General features: G+C 42.8%; 17 protein-coding genes. 6 read left to right on the plus strand and 11 right to left on the minus strand.

Going from position 1 to position 21061, the window contains the following annotated elements:
- The first annotated feature begins 48 nt into the window (after positions 1-48).
- Complete coding sequence (locus ABYU67_RS00790) at positions 49-750, plus strand: TrkA family potassium uptake protein (protein WP_372843058.1); 702 nt, start codon at positions 49-51, stop codon at positions 748-750.
- Positions 751-765: 15 nt separating this feature from the next.
- Positions 766-1311, plus strand: a complete 546-nt coding sequence (locus ABYU67_RS00795) for a DUF3124 domain-containing protein (protein ID WP_372843059.1) — start codon at positions 766-768, stop codon at positions 1309-1311.
- Between the two features lie 158 nt (positions 1312-1469).
- Here ABYU67_RS00795 and ABYU67_RS00800 read toward each other — a convergent pair whose 3' ends face one another.
- From ABYU67_RS00800 to ABYU67_RS00840, 9 genes are all read right to left on the minus strand, one after another.
- On the minus strand, positions 1470-2483 hold the full coding sequence (locus tag ABYU67_RS00800; protein WP_372843060.1) for a spore coat U domain-containing protein: 1014 nt from the start codon (positions 2481-2483) through the stop codon (positions 1470-1472).
- The gene (locus ABYU67_RS00805) at positions 2480-5053 is read right to left on the minus strand and encodes a fimbria/pilus outer membrane usher protein (protein ID WP_372843061.1); all 2574 of its coding nucleotides are present in this window, start codon (positions 5051-5053) and stop codon (positions 2480-2482) included. Before ABYU67_RS00805 ends, ABYU67_RS00800 begins: the two co-directional genes overlap by 4 nt.
- The gene (locus tag ABYU67_RS00810; protein WP_372843063.1) at positions 5004-5678 is read right to left on the minus strand and encodes a molecular chaperone; all 675 of its coding nucleotides are present in this window, start codon (positions 5676-5678) and stop codon (positions 5004-5006) included. The genes ABYU67_RS00805 and ABYU67_RS00810 overlap by 50 nt, the downstream gene beginning before the upstream one ends.
- Before the next feature lie 92 nt (positions 5679-5770).
- Positions 5771-6277: a spore coat protein U domain-containing protein gene (locus tag ABYU67_RS00815; RefSeq protein WP_372843065.1), complete on the minus strand. Its 507-nt coding sequence runs from the start codon at positions 6275-6277 to the stop codon at positions 5771-5773.
- A 595-nt stretch (positions 6278-6872) separates the two neighbouring features.
- On the minus strand, positions 6873-7886 hold the full coding sequence (locus ABYU67_RS00820; protein ID WP_372843066.1) for a D-cysteine desulfhydrase family protein: 1014 nt from the start codon (positions 7884-7886) through the stop codon (positions 6873-6875).
- Between the two features lie 270 nt (positions 7887-8156).
- Positions 8157-9659 carry a tripartite tricarboxylate transporter permease gene (locus ABYU67_RS00825; protein WP_372843067.1) on the minus strand — a complete coding sequence of 501 codons (1503 nt, stop codon included), beginning with the start codon at positions 9657-9659 and terminating at the stop codon, positions 8157-8159.
- A gap of 5 nt (positions 9660-9664) precedes the next feature.
- Positions 9665-10120: a tripartite tricarboxylate transporter TctB family protein gene (locus ABYU67_RS00830; RefSeq protein ID WP_372843068.1), complete on the minus strand. Its 456-nt coding sequence runs from the start codon at positions 10118-10120 to the stop codon at positions 9665-9667.
- A gap of 118 nt (positions 10121-10238) precedes the next feature.
- Entirely contained in the window at positions 10239-11279 is a 1041-nt protein-coding gene (locus ABYU67_RS00835; RefSeq protein WP_372843069.1) for a Bug family tripartite tricarboxylate transporter substrate binding protein, read from the minus strand.
- Positions 11280-11783: 504 nt separating this feature from the next.
- Positions 11784-13073, minus strand: coding sequence for an SLC13 family permease (locus ABYU67_RS00840; RefSeq protein ID WP_372843070.1), 1290 nt, complete (start codon positions 13071-13073; stop codon positions 11784-11786).
- A gap of 338 nt (positions 13074-13411) precedes the next feature.
- On the opposite strand from ABYU67_RS00840, the gene ABYU67_RS00845 reads away from it, so the two are divergent.
- The gene (locus ABYU67_RS00845; protein ID WP_372843071.1) at positions 13412-14137 is read left to right on the plus strand and encodes a GntR family transcriptional regulator; all 726 of its coding nucleotides are present in this window, start codon (positions 13412-13414) and stop codon (positions 14135-14137) included.
- 188 nt (positions 14138-14325) lie between these two features.
- Here ABYU67_RS00845 and ppc read toward each other — a convergent pair whose 3' ends face one another.
- A complete protein-coding gene (ppc, locus tag ABYU67_RS00850; RefSeq protein WP_372843073.1) occupies positions 14326-17106 on the minus strand; it encodes a phosphoenolpyruvate carboxylase in 2781 nt (926 codons plus the stop codon).
- Between the two features lie 181 nt (positions 17107-17287).
- On the opposite strand from ppc, the gene truC reads away from it, so the two are divergent.
- A complete protein-coding gene (truC, locus tag ABYU67_RS00855) occupies positions 17288-18040 on the plus strand; it encodes a tRNA pseudouridine(65) synthase TruC (protein WP_372843075.1) in 753 nt (250 codons plus the stop codon).
- Positions 18041-18315: 275 nt separating this feature from the next.
- Positions 18316-18594, plus strand: a complete 279-nt coding sequence (locus ABYU67_RS00860) for a peptidylprolyl isomerase (protein ID WP_372843077.1) — start codon at positions 18316-18318, stop codon at positions 18592-18594.
- 322 nt (positions 18595-18916) lie between these two features.
- Here ABYU67_RS00860 and ABYU67_RS00865 read toward each other — a convergent pair whose 3' ends face one another.
- Positions 18917-19615 (minus strand): hypothetical protein, encoded by a 699-nt coding sequence (locus ABYU67_RS00865; protein WP_372843079.1) that lies wholly within the window; start codon positions 19613-19615, stop codon positions 18917-18919.
- Positions 19616-20057: 442 nt separating this feature from the next.
- Between ABYU67_RS00865 and ABYU67_RS00870 the strand changes: the two genes are divergently transcribed.
- Positions 20058-21032 carry an OmpA family protein gene (locus ABYU67_RS00870; RefSeq protein WP_372843080.1) on the plus strand — a complete coding sequence of 325 codons (975 nt, stop codon included), beginning with the start codon at positions 20058-20060 and terminating at the stop codon, positions 21030-21032.
- Positions 21033-21061: the final 29 nt, after the last annotated feature.

Genomic DNA, 21061 nt, shown 5'->3' on the forward strand with positions numbered 1-21061 from the left:
CATCGCATTGCTATCGCTCTAATATAGAGTTGAGTGACAAGGAATATTATGAAATTTATTATCGCAGGTTTGGGCAGTTTTGGCTCCTCGCTTGGTATGGCGCTGACCAGTCAAGGTCATGAGGTCATTGCTATTGATAGTAGTATGCAAAAAGTGGAAACGTATAAGGAGGTGATTACTCATACCATCTGTATGGATGCGACCGATGAATATACGGTCAATGGTCTACCAATTAAAGATACCGATATTGTCGTGGTAGCCATTGGTGAAGATCAAGGTGCCAATGTGATGGCGACCGCGCTTTTTAAAACGCTAAATGCGCGGCGTTTGATCAGTCGTAGTATCAATCCATTACACGAAAAAGTCCTACAGGCGATTGGGGTTGATGATATTTTTCATCCTGAGAAAGAGGCGGCAATGCGCTGGGCGAAACGGCTGTCCTTGCGTTATTTTGTAGACTCGTTCGAGCTGAGTGACAACTTTAGTATTGTCGAAATTAGTATTCCAACCGATTTGATTGGTAGAACCATCGGCGAGCTACAGCTTGAACACCGATTTAATATCAAGTTGCTTAGCACCATGTGTCATGAGCATTATGAGGACAGCTTTGGTCGTATGCAAACCAAACCAAATATACAAGGCTTAGCCGCGCCTGAACAAGTGCTACAAGATGATGACGTACTGATTATTTATGGTGCGAATACACATATTAATAAGTTTTTACGCAGTGTTGGGGTGAAAGCTCATTAAATAAGGAAAGAGGCCATGAGGAAATATCGACTATCTATGCTGTGCCTGACTGCCCTGATGTTAATTTCAGGCTGTGATCGCTCTATACAAGATCCAAATGTGATGTTTTCAGAAAAACATAAGGACCCTATTAAAGAGCTTGAAAAGACGTCAAAGGATATGGATCACAGTAAGTTTGGCTATAAACAAACGTTTTATGTGCCCATATATTCAGAAATTTATACCGACAGAGACAATCGTACCGTCCTGCTCTCTGCCACACTCAGCGTGCGTAATACCACATTAAAAAAATCATTGTATATCAATAAAATTGATTATTATGATACTGATGGTGCCTTGGTAAAGTCCTATTTAAGAGCGCCCATTGAGCTACCAGCGATGGCAACCTTAAATTATATCGTCGAAAAAGAGGAGGATAAAGGGGGTTCTGGTGCCAACTTTATCATTGAAGTAGAAGGGGTCGATGATACGGTGACGCCTGTCATTGAGGCGGTCATGATCGGTAATTTTAGCAATAAAAGCTTTGCTTTTAGTACAGAGGGTACGCCTGTTGTACATTGATAAATGTATACCTTAGTGTGAATACGCATCAAGAGTTCTATGTCCATTAAGACTTAAATGGTGGCAGTCTACTGATGAACATATTAGGTTTAAGCAAAGATAGGTAAGCTTTATGAAAAGGCGTGTCTTTGCTCTTGCTGTTGGCTTTTATCAGGTTATTAATAATATACGGTCACAGTCACCCTATCAGAATAGCTATCAGGGGTGACATCCGTGTTTGGGACGGTAATGTATACCGTATGGGCTTGCGCCGCACCATTGCCTTTACCTGTTACACCATTGGTGAGGGCAGCATAAGTATTTCCATTATTGCCCCATTCTGTACCGCTTGCATCAGATTGCAGTTGATAAGGTAAGGTAGGCTCGCCATTGCTGCCTGTCATAATGCCCTTACCAGTCGTATTGTCATTAGAAGGCATTAAGCCAATCTTATAGGAAGTAGAATTGGTGCAGGTGACATTAATAAGATTGCTTGCCGAACCTATCGTGGGCATAGTTGATGCCGAAACACGGCCAAGATCCAAAGCACCTGTTGTAGTGACAGTACAGTGATCACTTACAGAGGCATTGCTCTTGTAAGTAAAATCGTAGGTTGAAGCTGAGGAGGTAGTGTCAGCTTTAATGCAATCAGGTGGCGCGCTACTCCCTAACACTGAGTTGACCGTCATAAACACTTGGCTTTGTAAGGAATAGGAGCCTGAAATAAGCTGCGTCTGTCCAGCAAGTGTTTGAGCATATACAGTAATGCTAGCATTTACTGTTGTGCTGTTGCTGCTGTTAAAGACTACTTGTAGCGGATTGTCAGAGGTTATCGAGGCCTTCCGACTAGGGTCTGAAAATAAATCAAAAGCCATCAGCGAGTTATTCGGTCCAGACAGCTTACGATCATTAGTGTTTAAAGGACCAAAAGTGAAGCAGACTCGGGCGCTTGATTCCTGACCATTTCCTTTACATGCATATTTCAAGGTCGCTGATGTATCTGTCTGGCTAGATAAAGGATCCACTGCGCCAAAAGAGATGTCATTAATGTTATTTGCAATAGATGATTGGGAGCAGGTAATAGTTCCAGACCCAATATCTGCGAATACAGCGGTAGGCTTGCAGAAGATAACACCAACTAAGGCGATAGGAAAAAGACAGTGTCTATAGTGCCAGTGAGATGTTTTTATCATTTCTGTACCTTTTCACAGATAAAAGGACCGAGAAGCGGAATCTCATCCCCTTGCTTGGTGTATTCAAAACGCACAGTACAAATGCTCGCATCAGGGGTGGTGACCTCAAGGATATTGTGGGCGTCCAATGTATCCAAATATACCTCTCCATCAAAACCCACTACGGTAGTTGGCTTATCTTCGTTGGACAGTAAGGTCACTTGACTGCCAAGGGCAATCGGTTGCTCATTACTATCAACTAAGACCAGGGTTGCTGAGCGCACGGGCGTGATATCAAAAGCGACCATCACTCCGGCTCGGTCAGTTGGGGTCGCGTCCTGACTGACTTTATTAATGCGTAAATCTGCTGGCAGCTGCATCGGGTCGATAGCAATCTTATTCTCTTGATAGGCGTTGAGCGGTGTCACCAGTAGCAGGCCGCGGCGGTTGGTTGTGCCAATAGGATTGTTTTGCAATAGGACGGGCACATCAGCGATACCGCCGGTTGAGACCACTGCAAATCCACTACTGATTTGGCGTGCAGGAAACATACCGCCACCCATCATCACAAGCGACCCTGTGCCACTGGCGTAAGTGGCATAGCTGTCATCATTACTGCTAATACCAGCTTGAACTCGTCCGTAGCGTCCAAGGTAGCTCAGCTCAGCCAACGCGCCTGTACTGTCTTTTGCCTGACTATTTAACCTATCGTCTGATGGACTAGCGGCGCTGTGGCGTACCTGCGCGCGCCAATCAATACCACCCGCGCTTGGCGCTGATTTTGAGATATCTGCTGTGATAATGTCTTGCGCTGCGGTGTGTTGCAAGCTGCTTCTCATTGACATATTGCGCGCTAGTGCTAGCGAGGCACCTATCGACAAACTGCTTTTTTCTGAATGATCAAAGTCATTGTTATAGTTAAGATTCATACTAAAGCGGCGGCCAAAGGACTTGGACCAAGAAACACGAGCAAATCGAGTGTCCTCTTTTTCAGCTTGGGCGACCTGATGGTAACTGAGTCCAAAACTACCGAGCGTCGGCAGACTATAGCCAGTAGATATCTGCTCACTTCGATGTAGCGGGGCGCTGCCATATTGCGAGCCGATATCACGATACGAGCCATATGTGCCAAGCGCATTAAAACCAATGTTAAAGCGACGATTATTCCATGAATAGTTGGTGCTGTACTGCATGCCGCTTTGACCTTGGCTATGACTTGCCGCGAGCGAGGCAAACAAAATCCCGCCAGCGCGTCCCAATAGCCACGTCCCGCCGACCCCTGCATTGGTAAGATCAGGCGTAAGCTCAGCATGAGTTTCAGCGGTAAATCGGTCATTAATCCCACGGCGCCACGTTGCACTGGCAACCAGCCCATTTCCATAATCAAAAGATTCTGTCCCATAGTTTTCACGTACCGCGCCAAGCTCAACGGACCAATCAGACAGTCCGGGCTGGAGCAGTCGATGGGTATCATATAATGAAAAAGTTAGGGTTTTGCTTTGACCTAAGGCATCGGTGACTATCAGCTGCGCTGTTCCTGCGCCACTGATACTGGGCGCGGTGTCCAGCTCAAAAGGACCGGCGGGTACCTCACCGCTATAGTGTTTAAGACCATCAACAAACAATTCTACCTTTGAGGGTAGGGTTGCTGAGCCAAAAAACGATGGCAACGGCGTGGTCGAGCGATAAGGTTGCAGATTAAAATTGGTGCCGATTTGTAGCCCGCCCAGTCGTGTCGACCGCGTCCATGATAAGGCGCCGGTCAGAATATCGCCTGCCCGAACCGTCAACAGCTTATCGGGAAAAGACCGACTCCAGCTGGTATCAAGGCGCACGGTTTGACCCTTCCACTGACTATGACGACGGTTATTAGCAGCCGTATTTGCATTCGTTAAGGCGGTAGAGCTGACCACGCCAAGCGCATTAAAGGCGCGCAGCTCGGTATAGGCGCTCAGGTTTTTGGCACCGTGCTGCGCGCTTGTGGCATGAAGGTTATAGTTTACTAACAGACCGGGTGAGGCGCTCGCTTTTGGGCGCTTATCGGTACGCGTACTATGAGTGGTTTTATCGAGCTTAAGCATATCGAGTGGCGCGATAAGAGTCAGCGATTGCTGACGCGCATCGTAGTCGATTTTTAGCTCAGGCAGGCTGTCAAGGGCGATAGAGTCATGGCTTGACTGCAATGATGAGGGCAATATAAAGCCCAGCTGTTGCAAGATAGCTGTCGTTACCCAAAGGCGCTCATCACGGTAGTCGAAATGTACCAAGCCTTTACTGGCACCATTAAGTGTAACGTCCAGATACAGGTCAAGACTGCCATCATCGTCATCATTGGCACTATAGCGTACTAACTCAAGCTGAGCCAAATCCGCATCTATATCAGCCTGAGCCACGGTATCCGTTTGCGCCTGAATGGTAGGCGCTACCGCGGTCGCCGCAGGCAAAAAAGCAGCGCTGGTATCAACGCTGCTCGTAGAGCTATCTTTATTCAGTACCGCGGCGTGGCTAATAGAGACAGCCAAACCTTGCAAAAAAGCGGCATTAGCGAGTGTTTGTGTCCAGCGTGACGTCAGGTGTCGTCTGTGTACCATTTAGCATAACCTTGAATTTACCCCCTGAAGTTAAAGCAGAAGGCGGTATTTTCAGTGTCCAGTTCATGGTCGCACCGGGTAACACATAACCAAGCAAACCGGGATGAATATCCATACTCGTACCTGCCGTATCAGTAAAGCTTAGTCCTACTAATTTGGCATGACCATTACCAGTGTTCTTGACATAGAGTTTCACCTCTTTACCATCTGGTTGCAGATGGGTACTCCACTGCAACTGCGGACTGGTCTTAGCCACGCCAACCGGTTGAACAAAGACCGGTAGCGAGTAGCTAAGCGCAAACTGTAGTCCGCTGGTATTTTCAGGCAGCTTAACCGGCACCTCATTGACCAACAGTCGGTACGCGTCCTCAACTGCGCCTGCGCCTTGCGGCGGCGCTTTGGCGCGGATAATACGTACCAGCTGCCGCTCACCGGGCTGTAGCTCAATTATCGGTGGACTGGCAAGCAGTCCGCGCGATGGGGTAAGCGTGTCACCTGAATCATCCTGCGTCCACTGCTGAACCCGCACCTGCGCTTGCACTACATTATTACCAGCATTGCTGAGTGTCAGCCCGCTTGCCGTCTCGCGCGCCTGTAAGCTTAAAGAGATAGGCGATACCTGCAAGCCATTTGCTAATACTAAGTTAGAAGACAGTAATAAAGAAGTAAAAAGTATTAGCTTGATAAAATAGCGTAAATAAAAGTTTAACATATGCACTAGAGAACAAAGCTAACAGTCACAGTATCTACATAACTACCGGGGATGACATCTGTAGTAGTAGTAGTTGCGACTGTTATACCATGACTTTGCGGGTTATATGCGCCAGCACCATTTGTATCTAATGTATTTGTACCACTAACATTACCCCATGCCGTACCGCCCGTTGTTTTGGTTAACTTATATCCGATCTCATCTCCTGTCCCATCTTTTCCTCCTATTTTTAAAACCCCGAGACCTGAAGTGTTGGCATTGCTTGGTGTTAGTGCAATCTTATAGGCAACCCCTTTGCTACAAACTACCTCAATAGAAGTAGCTCCACTTTTTATAGTGTTATCTGCTTTATCAAAATTGATGTTAGTCGCGTGGTTATCAGTAATATTACATGAACTGTCTACGGTGAGTCCGATATCAAAATTGTCTGTAGTTGCAGCATTCGCAGACATAACCGCAAAACTACCAACGGCAAATACGGCCGCAGTCATAACCGATTTTTTAAATAACATGGTAAATCTCCAAAGAATTAGGTTTTTTTAGCAATTTCAATAATATAAAATTTGGGACTTAGCTGAAGACTAAAATTCACCGTACTAAGATCAGATCTCTCAGTAATTTGGAACCTATCGGCACAGCGCAATTACCTGATAATAACAATATATATACACTTTCTATATAAAATGAAACTATATGCAGATATTTGTATATAAATTGTAACACAATATGTGTGCAACTGTACACTTAAATAATGCTTAAAACTCATATTTAATGCGTGATGGTTAGTTGGCTAAACGAAGGATGTAGAAAGCAGTCATAAAGCTCAATATGTTTTTGATATCTAGCTCTAAGTTACTGATGTTTAGCGAAAATTGGAGACTTGAGGCGTTAGATAGGTTACGCATTGCTTACAGTGAAGATTAATGAAACATGTCTGTTGTATTTGACAAGATTTGCGATTAAACATAGCTATTGTTTAGCGAATAGAATGCAGTGATATCTAAAAATTAAAGTTTAGATTTTATAATGATTGAGAGGATGATAAAAAGGTCGGCTAATCACAGTCAGCCGACCTTTTTGATAGCGCTAGACAGATTAACGATCGCTTTAAGATACCGCTAAATCACTAGCGTAAGCAAATAAAGCGGGCGCGCCGCCCGTATGCCAAAATAATACACTATCCGTTTTCTTGATTTTACCAGTACGTATCATATCGAGTAGTCCACCCATCGCACGACCTGTATAAACAGGGTCTAATAATATGCCTTCTGTTTGCGCGGTTATGGCGATGGCTTCATTTTCTAGTGCACCAATTACCCCGTAACCGTCTCCTACATAATCAGAGTTAAGTACTAGGTCTGTCTCTGAAAAAGTATAGTCTGCCCCAATCAATGCCGCCGTGCTATTGGCGAGGGAGACAATATATTGGTCAAACGGCACCGTATCGGTTTCACCTTTATCAATATTGATGCCCACTATCTGATAGGGCGCGTGAAAGATTTTATTGCCCAGCATCAAGCCCGCTTGTGTGCCGCCGGAGCTGGAGGCAAAAACGATATGCGTGAACGAGATATCCCTCTCTTGACGTTGTAATTCAAGCTCTTTAAAGGCTTCAACAAAGGCAAAAGCACCGAGCTCGCTTGAGCCGCCATAAGGGACAATATAGGGTTTCTTACCCTCTTTTTTGAGCTGCTCTACAATCTGAGGAATGTCTTCCCCTTTACGGTTGCTGCCAGCCCAGTGGATATGGCAGCCAAAAATCTTATCTAACAATAGATTGCCCTGTAACTGTTTTGGCTCGTGTCCGCCCAATACCAGATGGCATTCAAGTCCCAAACTGGCGGCGGCAGCGGCGGTCTGGCGACAATGGTTTGACTGGGCGGCACCGGCTGTCACGATTGTATCCGCACCTTTAGCAAGGGCATCCCCAATGATAAACTCAAGCTTTCTGGTTTTATTACCGCCCAATGCCAGTCCGGTATTGTCATCGCGTTTCATGTAGATTTTAGGACCATTAAGGGCTGTGCTTAATCTGGTCAGCTCAATCAACGGCGTTGGGAAAAACCCTAAAGATTGCCGATTCATACTTGGCAGGCTTGGTATAGATTCGTTTTGCATCATTCGTCCTCTTTGATATAAGGCAATTTATAGATATTGTTAAACACTATCTGAACTCTCATAATGATTTGATTCATGCAGACTGTCTATCATTATAGGATATCAATAAAAATGACTCGGTCTTTGCTAACTGCTGCTATTTACTGTTATATAAGTATAAAAGTGACTTGGTAAAATCTGAGGCAACCCACTCGTTTGACCTAAAAAAATGGTGGTCATACCTAGAGTATAACCACCACCGGAGAGAGGTTTCAAAAATAGTGTCGCTAAAATCTACATAGCAGGCTTAAATTTTCTACGGTAGATACTACGTATGACTGGCATAAATACCATCAAGATAGCCAGTAGCCACAGTACTACTGTGATAGGGCTGCTCCATAAAATAGCCAATTCGCCTTGAGAGATAGATAGCGCACGTCTTAAGTTAGATTCCATCAGCTCGCCCAGTACATAACCTAAAATCAGCGCTGATAATGGGAAGTTTAGTTTGCGTAAGAAGTAACCAAAGACACCAAGCCCCACCATAAACACCAAGTCAAAGGTCGTGCTATGGATAGAATATACCCCAACGAAACTGACCGCAGCGATGGCTGGTATCAAGATATAGTTTGGTACATCAAGTAATTTTGCAAATAATCCTACTAATGGGATGTTCATGATGAGTAAAATCACGTTACAGATAAACAATGAGGCAATCAGACCCCAGACGATATCTGGCTGCTCAGTAAATAACTGCGGACCCGGTGTGATGTTATATAGTGTTAATGCACCCATCATGACCGCTGTCGTACCCGAACCTGGCACCCCTAGTGTCAACATTGGCACAAATGAGCCACAAGCTGAGGCATTATTTGCCGCCTCTGGCGATGCAACACCGCGAAGATCGCCGTCACCAAAAGTCCCTTTGTCACCAGCGATTTTGCGTTCACTAGCATAAGTCATGGCGCTGGCAATAGTCGCGCCCGCACCTGGTAAAATACCAACCACAAAGCCCATCAGACCACTACGTAGCATAGCGCCAAAAGCAAACGTAAACTCTTTAAAGTTCAATAAACTGCGCTTGCCTTGTTCAATAATCTTATGACCCGTCGTGGTTTTTTCTAGCAAGATTAAAATCTCACTCACACTAAAGAAACCAATAACGATGGTGGTAAATTGGATACCATCAGACAGATTGACCGAATCAAAGGTAAAGCGATAAATACCAGTAACGGCATCGACACCGACGGTTGCTAGACCCAGACCAATTAATGCGGCAATACCCGTTTTAACTGGCTGATCACCTACCAAACCACTTAAGCATGTGATAGCAAATACCATCAATACAAAATATTCAGCGGGTCCAAATGAGATTGCCCATTTTGCTAATAAAGGAGCAAATAGCACCACACCGATAGTTGCAATAGTGGCGCCAACGAAAGAGCTGACAGCAGATAAAGACAGGGCAATACCAGCCTTACCTTGCTTCGCCAATGGATAGCCATCCAAAGTTGTCATAATAGCGCCGGCATCACCGGGTACATTAATAAGAATGGCAGAAATACGACCACCATACTCACAGCCAAGATAAACGGCTGCTAGCAAAATGAGCGCGCTCTCAGGTGGTAAACCAAGCGCAAAAGCAAATGGCAGTAAAATCGCCACCCCGTTGATCGGACCAAGACCCGGCAACATGCCTACAATCGTACCTAAAAAAGCGCCAATCAGTGCAAGCAGTAAGTTTTTTGGGGTAGATGCAACAGCAAAACCATGCATCAAAAAATCAAAAGTATCCATATTGGCTATCCTATTATCCCTGACAACAATCCGAGTGGTAATTTGACATCTAAAAATAGGTCAAATAAGACATATAGGCCGATACTGATCACAACTGAGAAGATAAAGCTTTTTAGAGGATTACCGGCAAATAATAAACCTACGGCGAAAGACATCACAATAGTGGCAAGAATAAAGCCCAACACTTCAAAAATAAGCCCATAGACCAATAAGGTAAGCGCGCATAAAATAAGATTGCGGATAATGGTTTTGTTTAACCCCAGTTCAATCGCTTTAGTAAAGCTAGCGGGGCGAAAGGCCACAACTAAGCAGCCAAAGGCAAGTAGGGAAAAGATTAAAATAGGATAAGGACGAGGACCAATTGGGTCATAAGCAATAGGGGCAACATAACCAATGGCTAAGTATATTAAGAATATACTGACCAGCGCCATGAGTCCGGAAAACAGACGTTCCATTGTCATAAGGAACACTCCTTGAGTTTTAGGGCAAAAGGCTGACAGATAGACATCCTGCCAGCCCTTTGAAAAATACCAAAATATTTGATATTCAATTGCTAAAGGTTGTTAAGTCTTAACGTAATTATTTGGTTGGTGCGGCTTCAACCAGACCATACTCGGCAGATAGCTCACGCAGCTCGCCCGTACGCTTATATACATAAGCTTCTAGCTCATCACCAGTCATAGAGAAGGGCAGTAATTCTTGTTGCTCACGTATCTCAGCAAATTTTGGATCAGCAAGCATCTTATCGAACGCCTCTTTCCACCAGTTATAAGCGCTAGGGCTCACGTCTGGTCCCATGTAGTAACCACGAACGACAGGCCACGTCACATCATAGCCTTGCTCTTTGGCAGTTGGGATGTCGGTCATCGTGCCGCCCAATCTTTCATCTGTAAACACCGCTAATACACGCAATTTACCTGCATTGGCTTGCGGCATAATCTCGGCAATACCAGCACTAACGACAGTAATATGATTGCCCATTACCGCTGTGATCGCCTCGCCGCCGCCTTCCATGGCAACATAAGTCATATCACTAGGCTTAACACCAACGGCTTTGGCTAAAATGGCCGTTTGCATCCAATCTTGACCACCAACGCTACCACCAGCACCGAAGCTGATCGCTTTTGGATCTTTTTTAAGCTCAGCAACTAAGCCGGCCAAATCTTTAATAGGAGAGGCTGCATTGACCGCGATAGCGCCATAATCAGTACCAACACCCGCGAGCCATTTCACGTCTTTTTCAGTGAATTTACCAAACTTACCTTGCGATAAATTAAGGATAGAGCCGGTAGAGAAGGCAATAATCGCATCGCCATTGTCACGATCATTGGCAACGATTTTATTATAAGCAACAGCGCCGACGCCGCCTGGCATGTAGGTGACGCGCATCGGATCTTTTAAGATTCCTGTATCTCGTAAGCCAGCTTGGGCAAGCTTACAGGTTAAGTCAAAGCCGCCGCCTGGTTTGGCAGGTGCGATACATTCTGGACGTGAAGGGGCAGTCAGCTCAGTTGAGCCATCTGCGGCAGTCGCATCTGTACTGGCCGTTTCGTTTGCATTGTTACAAGCGCTCAAAGATAAGATCGACAGGCCAAGAGCCAGATAGGATAGTTTTTTCACACGACACTCCTTGTGTGTATTTTTACAGTAAAAATTCAGTAGAATTTTGGCTAAAATATGCAAGTTGTTACAGGTGAAGTGAGCACTCGAATAACGAGATGACTAAACTTCGTAACACTAGAGATTTATCACTTGCCAAAAGTAACAGAATATTTTGAAAATAACAAGAAACATATGTATGTATATATGAATTTTATAGTAATATGTCAAATATAAGGCGATATAGCGTCTTCTGAAATATCGATATAGAGAACAAAAGAAAGACTTTAACGCCTCCAATAAAAGGTATTAAAGTCTAGTAAGAACAAAGAGTTGGCGAGATTTGTGATGATGGGGATTATAGAGATGTAGTAAAAATCATGTCGATATCAGTACTATTTCGAGGCTAGAACAACGGATTAGGAAGTTATGCATTTAGTAAGAAAAATAAAGATATTGAGAGCAAAATATAGCAAGCAGGTGTCAATATTTTAAAAAATCACGCTATATTTTGCCTATGAGCCGTTAAAATATTAGCTGAATGATTAAAATCGCCAGTATGCCAACACCAATATCTAAAGGTACGGCCTTGAATAATAGCGCATTAAAAAGTCTGTCTTTGTTTATAACGACTTGGGACGCGCCTAACATCAGGCTACCTCCTGATGAAAAGGGCGACAGTGATGAGCTTTGCGCGCCTACCACAATACAGGTGAATAGTAATAAAGGGCTTAGGCCAGAAGCAACGGCTAGAGGCAGGACCATAGGGAATAAGGTCGGGGCGATTACCCCTAGTGTACTGGCAAATATCGACATCATGGCGCTAATCACAAAGACTAAAATCGGTATCATCCAGATAGGTACATTGGTACTTAGCCATTCTGTCAGCTCGTAAATAACGCCTATTTCTACTCCAAGGCTGATTAACATACCGACGCCGCAAATCATAATGAGGGTATTCCAAGGTATCAAAGCAATCACTGCTTTTTCATCGCCTAATTTTAAAAACAAGCTCACTAAAGCAAAAAATATGGCGATAAAACCGATGTCAATCCGAGCGTTCAAAAACTGAATCGCTGATACTTGTGGCATGAGTAGGTTTAAAATGGGCACGATAAGTACAATAGCCATCATAATAAAAATCAGTATAAGAGACTGTTTTTGCTTACTGTCAAAGGGTTCTGGCATGATCGTCTGAAATGCAATTTTGCTATTTTTGGCATTGAAAACACTGTAAGCGCCCAGTAGCACCACAGGCATGACAAAGGTAGCAGCGAAGATCCCTAACACGTAGGTAAAGGTATTGTCATTTGCGACGCCTGCGCCGCGCATAAGCTCTCTAAAAATGACACCGCTTTGTGAGGTGATAAAATTGGCACCCGCTAAGGCACCATAGTTCACTGATAAAGTAGCAATAACAAGGTTCAAGTTAGTGCGTTTAGACAATAGCAGAATCATCGGTGCCATCGTCGCTAAGACCGTATAATAACCAGCCCCTAAGCCTGCAATAATTGTGGCTACCAAGAAAATAACCAAAGGTAGGAATGCGGGAAAGTGACGGCACTTATAGATTAAATGATTAGATAGTTTTTCTAAAGCACCGTTAGCGAGAGGGAAGTTATAAAAAAGAGTCACGGCAAAAATAACGAAGAAAATTTTGAGTGGCCATAGCTCAATCACTTCCTGTGCCTTCATCCCCATACCGAAACAACCGATCAGATATGAGAATGCAATAGCAAATAGGCCAATATTAATCTTAGTGGTATAGCCCAAAATGATACATATTACGATGGCGGCTAGAATATAAAGCGTCACGATTACTCCTTGACCTTAACTGTATGAATTCTATAAAAAACCATAGCAGTTTTTACAGAGTAAAGAGCCTTACGCTAATATTGACACAGAGGTTTTTAGCCTGAAAAATCTTATAAGTCTAAAGTACATATATGTGCGTAGAATAATAGCAAAAAAGTTGGCAGTCATTAGAAAAGATAATCATAAAAACATAATAATGCTTTAGTATTAAGATGATATCTATCGCATGCGCTAAAAGATTAAGAGAAGCTGATCAATAATAACGCCGTTTTATAGCAATAGCAGTACTTGATGTGATCGAAGCAGTTAATAAAAACCTTTCCACTGTGGTGAAAACAATGCTAAATAACTTTAAAGAATTTAAAATGCCGCGTTATGAGCAAGTAAGGTGGCATATACAAACGTTACTGACAGAGAGTAAGTGGGATGAAAACACGCCCTTGCCGACGGAACAGGAGTTTGCAGATAAGTATGAAGTATCTGTAGGAACAGTCCGTAAGGCTGTCGAAAAATTGGTAGAAGATGGTGTGCTAATAAAACAGCAAGGTAAGGGCACTTTTTTAAGACGCCCAGACTTTGCAAGCTCGTTACTAAGGTTTTTTAAGTTCCGTGATAAAGAAGCGAGCTATGTCACACCGACGGGCGTCATCAAAAAAATCACAGTCATCGACGGTATTGAGGACATCAATAAAAAACTAAATATAAGTAAAAATAAGGCTCTTATTTATATAGAGCGTCTGCGTATGGCGGAAGACAGAGTCTTATTAAGTGAAAAAATTTGGTTGCCGAAGAGTCGCTTTCAAGCTTTTGCAACCCTAAATCCCGAGGATTTTGAGAATCTTCTTTATCCATTTTACTATACCAAGTGTGGTCAGTTTGTGTCATCTGCGGTAGAGACACTGTATTTTATAACCGATCATAGCGACGATTATCTGGGCAATACTAAGCAAGAAAACTTGGTTAAAGTCTGCCGCATCGCAAAGAATCTAGAAGGCGACCCTATCGAGTATAGAGAATCCTATGGACTGGCAGAGAAGTTCAGCTATGAGATCAATATTATTTAAGCACTATTATCTAAGTGCTCTTATCTAAGTGCTCTTATCTAAGTGCTCTTATCTAAGTGCTCTTATCTAAGTATCTGTAAAACCCATTTCATCATTAAGCAATCGCTTGCGATAAGAGGATAAAAAACAGTACTTTTAGAAGAGACTAAAAGTACTGTTTTTTGGCATCTATTTTATGCTTTTATAAACTAGCCTGTATTGCGTAGACCGGCTGCCAAAGCATTGATACTACGGATTAATGGGTCTTCAACATCGAGGTCATCATGGTTAGTATTGCATGTCGCCTCTTTTTGTCTGGCACGTTTTAACAGCTCAATCTGGATATAGTTGGTTGGATCTAAATACGCATTTCGCCATTCAAGGGAAGCGGCAAGATTCTGCTGATGCGCCAATAATGACGTCTGATTAAGCAAGGAGTTTAAACCTGAATAAGTCAAATTATGCTCATCTGTCACCGCTGTCATAATCTGCTCACGTAACCTCTCATCGTCACATAGTTGGCTATAAGCCTGAGCGATACTCATATCAGACTTGGTAAACGCCATCTCAATATTGCTGATAAAGACGTTAAAAAACGGCCAGCAGTCATTCATCTCTTTCATTAGCGCTTCATCATCGATGACGCTACGCAAGGCACTGCCGACGCCATACCAAGCAGGTAAAGTAAAGCGCGCTAACGACCAACCAAATACCCAAGGAATGGCACGTAAGGTGGTTTTACTTGGCAAGCCTTTGTTACGGTGCGCGGGGCGTGAGCCGATATTTAATAATGAGATTTCTGCTACCGGCGTTGCCTGCGAGTAGAACTGATAGAATCCTTCGGTATGATCCGTAAGCGTACGGTAACGTTGTTCACCTGCATCTGCCAAGCGCGCAAAGAGCGCTTCATAATGTGGCAACTCTGGCGGTTGCACCACAAACCTTGAAGAGCAAGCTTTAAGCGTGCCCGTGATACCCATGGTGAGCTCAAATACAGCGGTGTCAGTATTGGCATACTTGGCATACAGGACCTCGCCTTGTTCGGTCACTTTAATTTCTCCATGTAGTGTCCCTGCGGGCTGAGCAGCAATCGCCTTATGCGTTGAGCCGCCGCCACGACTGACTGAGCCACCGCGACCATGAAACAGGCGTGTTTTGATGCCGTATTTTTCAGCGATACGGTTAATGGTCTGCTGTGCACTATAGAGCTGCCATGCAGATGTAATAATACCGCCATCTTTTGAAGAGTCCGAATAACCGAGCATGATTTCTTGGGTATTATCTGAGTGCGCAAGTAGCCCTCGATACAGTGGATTGTCCAACACGGCAGGTAAGATTTTATCGATGTTTTTAAGATCTTCGATGGTTTCAAATAAGGGTGCTACTGGTAAGTCGGCAGACAGTTGCCCTTCGTCATCTACTCTACATAAGCCTGCAAAGCGCATCAGCAGCAATACTTCTAATAATTGACTGGCGTTATTGGTCATCGAAATCACATAACTGCCAAACGTATCTTGTCCAACCAGTTTACGCAAGGTCGCCACAGAGTGCATCAATGCCAATTGTTCGCGGGTTTTATCACTTAAGTTATCAGTATAAATGAGCGGTGTACCGGGCTTCTCTAATAAACGAGTTAACCATTCCTGACGCTCGGTTTCACCCAGCGTTTGATAGTCTGGCAAATTTGAAGCATTGGCAAAGATATCGGCAATCACTTCACTATGATAAGACGACTCTTGGCGAATATCGAGCGCTGCTAAATGGAAGCCGCAGGTTTTGACTAGGCGTATCACATCAAGTAATAAGCCTTCGCTATGTGCGCTGTCGTGAGTATTGACACTTTGACGGATGATGCGTAAGTCTTCTAATAGTTCTTGTGGATTGGCGTAGGCATCTTTTTTCGCCTCGCTGTCACAGCCTTTACTCTGAATCAGCCGATTGGTCGCTTTTATTTTGGCAAGAATAATCGACAACAATCTGCGGTACGGCTCATTGTTGTAATCGTCAGGATTATAATAAAATACTTTTTGATCGAGAGTGGCGTACGCTTTTATACGAGCATAAACGTCAGGCGCAATCTTGACAATGGTATCGCTGTGAATAAGCTCACGGCGTAGTTTCTTGAGCAGCACTTGATAGTGACGTATCACAGTATCCGCATGCATTAATACTGCCATTTCTGTGGTGTCATGAGTGACAAAGGGATTGCCATCTCTGTCGCCACCGATCCAAGAGCCAAAGCTCATAAAGGCAGGTAATGGATAATCTGTTAGCTCAGGATAGATATCAATAATGGCGTTTTTGATATTACGATAAACTTTGGGGATGGCAGCAAATAAGCTGGCATTAAAATAGTGCAGACCGTTATTGATCTCATCATAAACTAAAGGCTTACGCGTCCGCACTTCATCAGAGGACCATAGCAGATCAATCGTTTGCGCTGTTTTCTCTTTTGCTTGTTCGTAAGCAAAGCTGTCTTCTGCAAGATTGTTTAAGGCATCGCTATGCGTAAACAGGCTTTGCAATAGATTCATCGTCGTACGGCGACGTGCTTCAGTAGGGTGGGCGGTAAAAACAGGAATGAATTTTAGTTGCTCAATGAGCTCTTGCATTTGAGCGGGCTCAACATTGCGCTCACGGCATTCAAGTAGTGTACGACGAAACGAGCCTTCCCAGCTTTGATCGGATTGCATACGTAGGGCATGACGCTGCTCGCGCAAGTAGTTTTCTTCACTTAGATTGGCTAAGAAAAAATAGATAGAAAAGCTGCGGATGACATTTTTTAAGGTTTGATTGTCTAGAGAAGCAATGAAGTCGATGAGCTGCTGCTTGTTCGCTTCGTTAGGCGCGCGGCGTTGTTGAATAAAACCTTTGCGCAGGGTTTCGATAGTATCAAGGGTTTGTTCGCCCGTCTGGCGAGAAATCGCATCTCCTAGGAATGAGCCTAATAAGCTGATACGTTCACGTAATACATTATTGTCTACTATCATCCTTGAACCTTCTTATCAAATGAATTAAAAAAGAGTGAAGCGGCGAATAAAGTGTAGCATGGGCGACTTCGTATATTAAAGAAGTTAGCGGATTATGTTTACAGTGATGGATAAAAGGATATATAGCAGATAGCAGGCAGCAGATATATAATTGTGATAACTGAAGTCAAGGTAATAAAAAATGGATATCGAAAGCGGCAGCGCAGACCAAATAGACATTATCTATGAAGATGAATATCTGGTGGCGATTAATAAAGAGGCCGGTCTGTTGGTGCATCGCAGTTGGCTGGATAAAGGTGAGACGCGCTTTGCCATGCAGCTCACCCGTGATGCGGTAGGTTGCCATGTTTTTCCGGTACATAGATTGGATAGGCCAACATCAGGCGTCTTACTGTTTGCCAAGAGCTCGGCCGTGGCGCGTAGCCTTACCGAGGCCTTTACTGAACACAAAGTGAATAAGCAGTATTTAGCCGTGGTGCGCGGTTTTATGCCCGAGCAGGGTACTATTGACTATGCATTGAGCTTTCAGCCCGATGCCATCGCCGATAAGTTCGCCAACTTGGACAAACCTGCACAAGAGGCAGTGACCCATTGGCAACGCTTAGCACAAGTTGAGCTGCCATTTGCTGTGTCAAAAAAGCATGACACCACCCGCTATAGTCTGATGCGTTTGACGCCCGTGACAGGGCGCAAGCATCAGCTGCGTCGGCATATGCGACATGTATTCCATCATATAGTGGGGGATACCAGCCACGGCGATGGACGCCATAACCGGTTTTTTCGTACTCAATATGGTTGCACACGTATGCTGCTGCATGCCCAGACTTTAGCGCTTAGCCATCCGGTCACTGGTGTGCCGTTGTTGCTAACAGCTGGATTAGACGATCAATGGCTGCGCATTATGGCAGAGTTTTCTTGGATAGAGAGTGTCTGATTAAAGAGTATCTGGGTAAAGAGTGCTTGAATAAAGAGTGCTTGAATAAAGAGTGCTTGAATAAAGAGTACCGAAGCGTAAGCAGCGTAAATTTATAGCAATTTCTTATGGCATTAGATAATATAAATACTGAAATACTTATACCTGTGCCGCGTTGCGATATAGCGTATCTGTTTTATTTGGAATCGACTATCGCGCAGATAAGTGAGGTTAGAAACTAAGGTCAGTAGTGATATAATGCCCCGATAATCGATATTTTATAAAGGGGTTACCTTATGGCTCGTACAGCTAGCGCATTACATATTTTAGTAAAAGACAAAGAGCAAGCGGAAGATATTATTGCCAAGCTTAAAAAAGGCAATATGTTTGATGTATTGGCTAGGAAATACTCAATTTGCCCATCAGGTAAAAAAGGCGGTAGCTTAGGTGAGTTTAAACAAGGCGACATGGTACCGCCATTTGATAAAATCTGCTTTAACGGCGAACTCCTCACCCCACACTTAGTAAAAACCAAATTTGGCTGGCATGTGGTCAAAGTACTTTATAGAACGTAAGCGATAGTAATAAAGCGATAGTATCAAAGCTTCTGTTGATATAGTCAATTCTCAGTAAAACAGATACGCTATATTGCAACGCGGAACTGGTATAAATTTTTCTGGCGTGCTGCGCCTACGCCGACAGAGGCTGCGTAAAAATCATCCCAGTCCTGCTAATCGTTTTAATACTGAATTAAGTATATCAGCCTGATGTATTCTCTGACATCCTATATTGTCCTGATAAAAAAGCTCCAGTCGTTAGGCTGGAGCTTTTTAATATTTTTAAAAGAGGTTTGTTTATAAAAATATCTACTCTTTTATAAAAATTTATTCAAGACTATTAGTAGTTAGTAATCAAATCTTTATTCTCGTTATTGTGAATATATCCATCATTTTGCTGTTGTATCCTATCTATCTTTTGTTGATTGCGCTTTTTAACTTGATTAATAGCATCGCTGATTTTCTCATTTGTTTCTTCTAGCTCAGACTTTATAAGATCAAATTCTCTCTCTTTATTAGGTTTTGAACTTAATGTCGGTGTGTCTATATTAAGTAAGCCTACATCACCTTTAACATCAGCTAAAACATCTCTAGAATAATTGCTAACCAGTCCATTAACTTTTGGTTTTTTTTCTAAACTATTGTTATTTTCTTGTAAGTTTTGATGTCTTATCGTTTCTGATTCTATCTCATAAGTAGGGATAGAAGCATCCATCTCTAAAGATTTATTAAGTATTTTTCCTTCAGACCTAATGCTGTTTTCTTTATTAGCGCTCAAAATTTCTTCCTTAGTATTGTCACTAATAGGATGTTTTTTTGCAGTATTTAACGTGATTATCTGAGCTTGAGTTTTAACGGGCATATAAGGCTTTTCGACAGTAGCACTGGTAGTAGTCTCTTCAATAAATTTCTGTTTATGCTCTATATGATCTGTACGATCTTCATGCCAATTCATATAAAAAATAAATATGATTCCTAGATGCAGAAGTATTGCAAATACTAGCGCTGCTGACCACTTTTCAAAGAATTTAGCCATCATAGAAAAACCTCCTTTTTTTAATATGAGAGTGTATTAGCAGCGTATATTTATATAAAAGAATTAATAAGATTTTCTAATTTTAGAAATTGGTATTACAAGTTTTATTAATCAAATTTATAAATTAAATCTGTAGAAAATCAGGCAATAATAATGCCATTGTTTTAGGATTGCTTATGTAATCTTTATAAAAACATTCTTTCATTTAATCTTAGTGACATCAAAATAGGTTTTATCATATATTCAAAGATAAAGTGTGTGCTGGACTAAATGCTCTCAATTGCATTATAAATATAGGTGGATATAATAAAGTGAACGCTACAGTAAAAGTTAGCTATTGATTTTTACTGGGGCATACTTTTTTAGTAAAATCTAGCTAAATCTAATAAAGTATCAAATATTTATTTTTATATATTAAGTTTTTCATTGACTGGAATAAGATGCTATGGATCGCAGAACTATATTGTTATCAACCGTGGTTTGTTCAGCAATTGGTCTAGTCGGTTGCCAAACCGTAAAAACTAAACCGACACTTTCTAGCTCTAATACAAGCCATCAAACTAAGCCCGTGACTTGGGAAAAAAATGGCGAGCTATTTCATGTACCTACTGATAATAATCTAGCAGTTAATGAAAGTAGGGTGGTCTTTTTCCGCAATTCGAATGATGACGGGCGACTACCTAATGTCAAGATAGGAATGGGATCTGAAAATACTTTTCATGTCAGTCTTCAAAACGGACATTATTCAGATGCCGTTGTTTGTAGTGGCGATCAAATCATTACCGTAGAAAAACCTTCCCAAGAAAGTGGTCAAGCTATTTCTAATTCTAAAAACTATCAGTTTCTACCGCAAACAACCACTTATTTACAAGTTGTTTTGTCAGCAGCAGGTAATCCTGTTATCCAGCAGATACCAGCTGATGAAGCATTGGTATTATTAAATCAAATGACACGTCAGAATCATCAGATTAGTCGGGTGTTGTCAGGCTGTAATGTCTTAACATCTGAACCCATGCTAACTTCACCTCAAAATCAGCTCACGACCCCTACGGCAGATAAAACGGAAATTCAAAACCCTACGCAGTTTAATGTGCTGTTTGATTTCAATAGCACAGGCATAAATAGTAAGCACTCTGCAGTGTTAGCAGGAATGGCCAATTTTATTCAAGCTTATCCGCAGACGGCCGTCACGCTAGAAGGTCATACAGATAATAAAGGTCCTGAAAGCTATAACTTAAAGCTTTCAAAATCTCGGGCAAATATGGTTAAAGATATTCTAGTAGACCAGTATGGTATTGAGGCGATACGTTTAAGCACTGTAGGGTACGGTGAAACGATGCCAGTGGATACCAACGATACTGAAAAGGGTCGTCAAAACAACCGACGAGTTGTTGCTATCGTTAGCCAAGGAAACAACTAAACGAATGCATTACTTCTATATCGATAGGT

Origin of the sequence: Psychrobacter sp. (assembly GCF_041554015.1) — a bacterium.
In the GTDB taxonomy this organism is placed as follows: domain Bacteria; phylum Pseudomonadota; class Gammaproteobacteria; order Pseudomonadales; family Moraxellaceae; genus Psychrobacter.

Bases quoted from the DNA above. Each gene is read 5' to 3' on its own strand.
- ABYU67_RS00790 (WP_372843058.1), top strand. From the start codon at position 49: ATGAAATTTATTATCGCAGGTTTGGGCAGTTTTGGCTCCTCGCTTGGT.
- ABYU67_RS00795 (WP_372843059.1), top strand. From the start codon at position 766: ATGAGGAAATATCGACTATCTATGCTGTGCCTGACTGCCCTGATGTTA.
- ABYU67_RS00800 (WP_372843060.1), bottom strand. From the start codon at position 2,483: ATGATAAAAACATCTCACTGGCACTATAGACACTGTCTTTTTCCTATC.
- ABYU67_RS00805 (WP_372843061.1), bottom strand. From the start codon at position 5,053: ATGGTACACAGACGACACCTGACGTCACGCTGGACACAAACACTCGCT.
- ABYU67_RS00815 (WP_372843065.1), bottom strand. From the start codon at position 6,277: ATGTTATTTAAAAAATCGGTTATGACTGCGGCCGTATTTGCCGTTGGT.
- ABYU67_RS00820 (WP_372843066.1), bottom strand. From the start codon at position 7,886: ATGATGCAAAACGAATCTATACCAAGCCTGCCAAGTATGAATCGGCAA.
- ABYU67_RS00825 (WP_372843067.1), bottom strand. From the start codon at position 9,659: ATGGATACTTTTGATTTTTTGATGCATGGTTTTGCTGTTGCATCTACC.
- ABYU67_RS00830 (WP_372843068.1), bottom strand. From the start codon at position 10,120: ATGACAATGGAACGTCTGTTTTCCGGACTCATGGCGCTGGTCAGTATA.
- ABYU67_RS00845 (WP_372843071.1), top strand. From the start codon at position 13,412: ATGCTAAATAACTTTAAAGAATTTAAAATGCCGCGTTATGAGCAAGTA.
- ppc (WP_372843073.1), bottom strand. From the start codon at position 17,106: ATGATAGTAGACAATAATGTATTACGTGAACGTATCAGCTTATTAGGC.
- truC (WP_372843075.1), top strand. From the start codon at position 17,288: ATGGATATCGAAAGCGGCAGCGCAGACCAAATAGACATTATCTATGAA.
- ABYU67_RS00860 (WP_372843077.1), top strand. From the start codon at position 18,316: ATGGCTCGTACAGCTAGCGCATTACATATTTTAGTAAAAGACAAAGAG.
- ABYU67_RS00865 (WP_372843079.1), bottom strand. From the start codon at position 19,615: ATGATGGCTAAATTCTTTGAAAAGTGGTCAGCAGCGCTAGTATTTGCA.
- ABYU67_RS00870 (WP_372843080.1), top strand. From the start codon at position 20,058: ATGGATCGCAGAACTATATTGTTATCAACCGTGGTTTGTTCAGCAATT.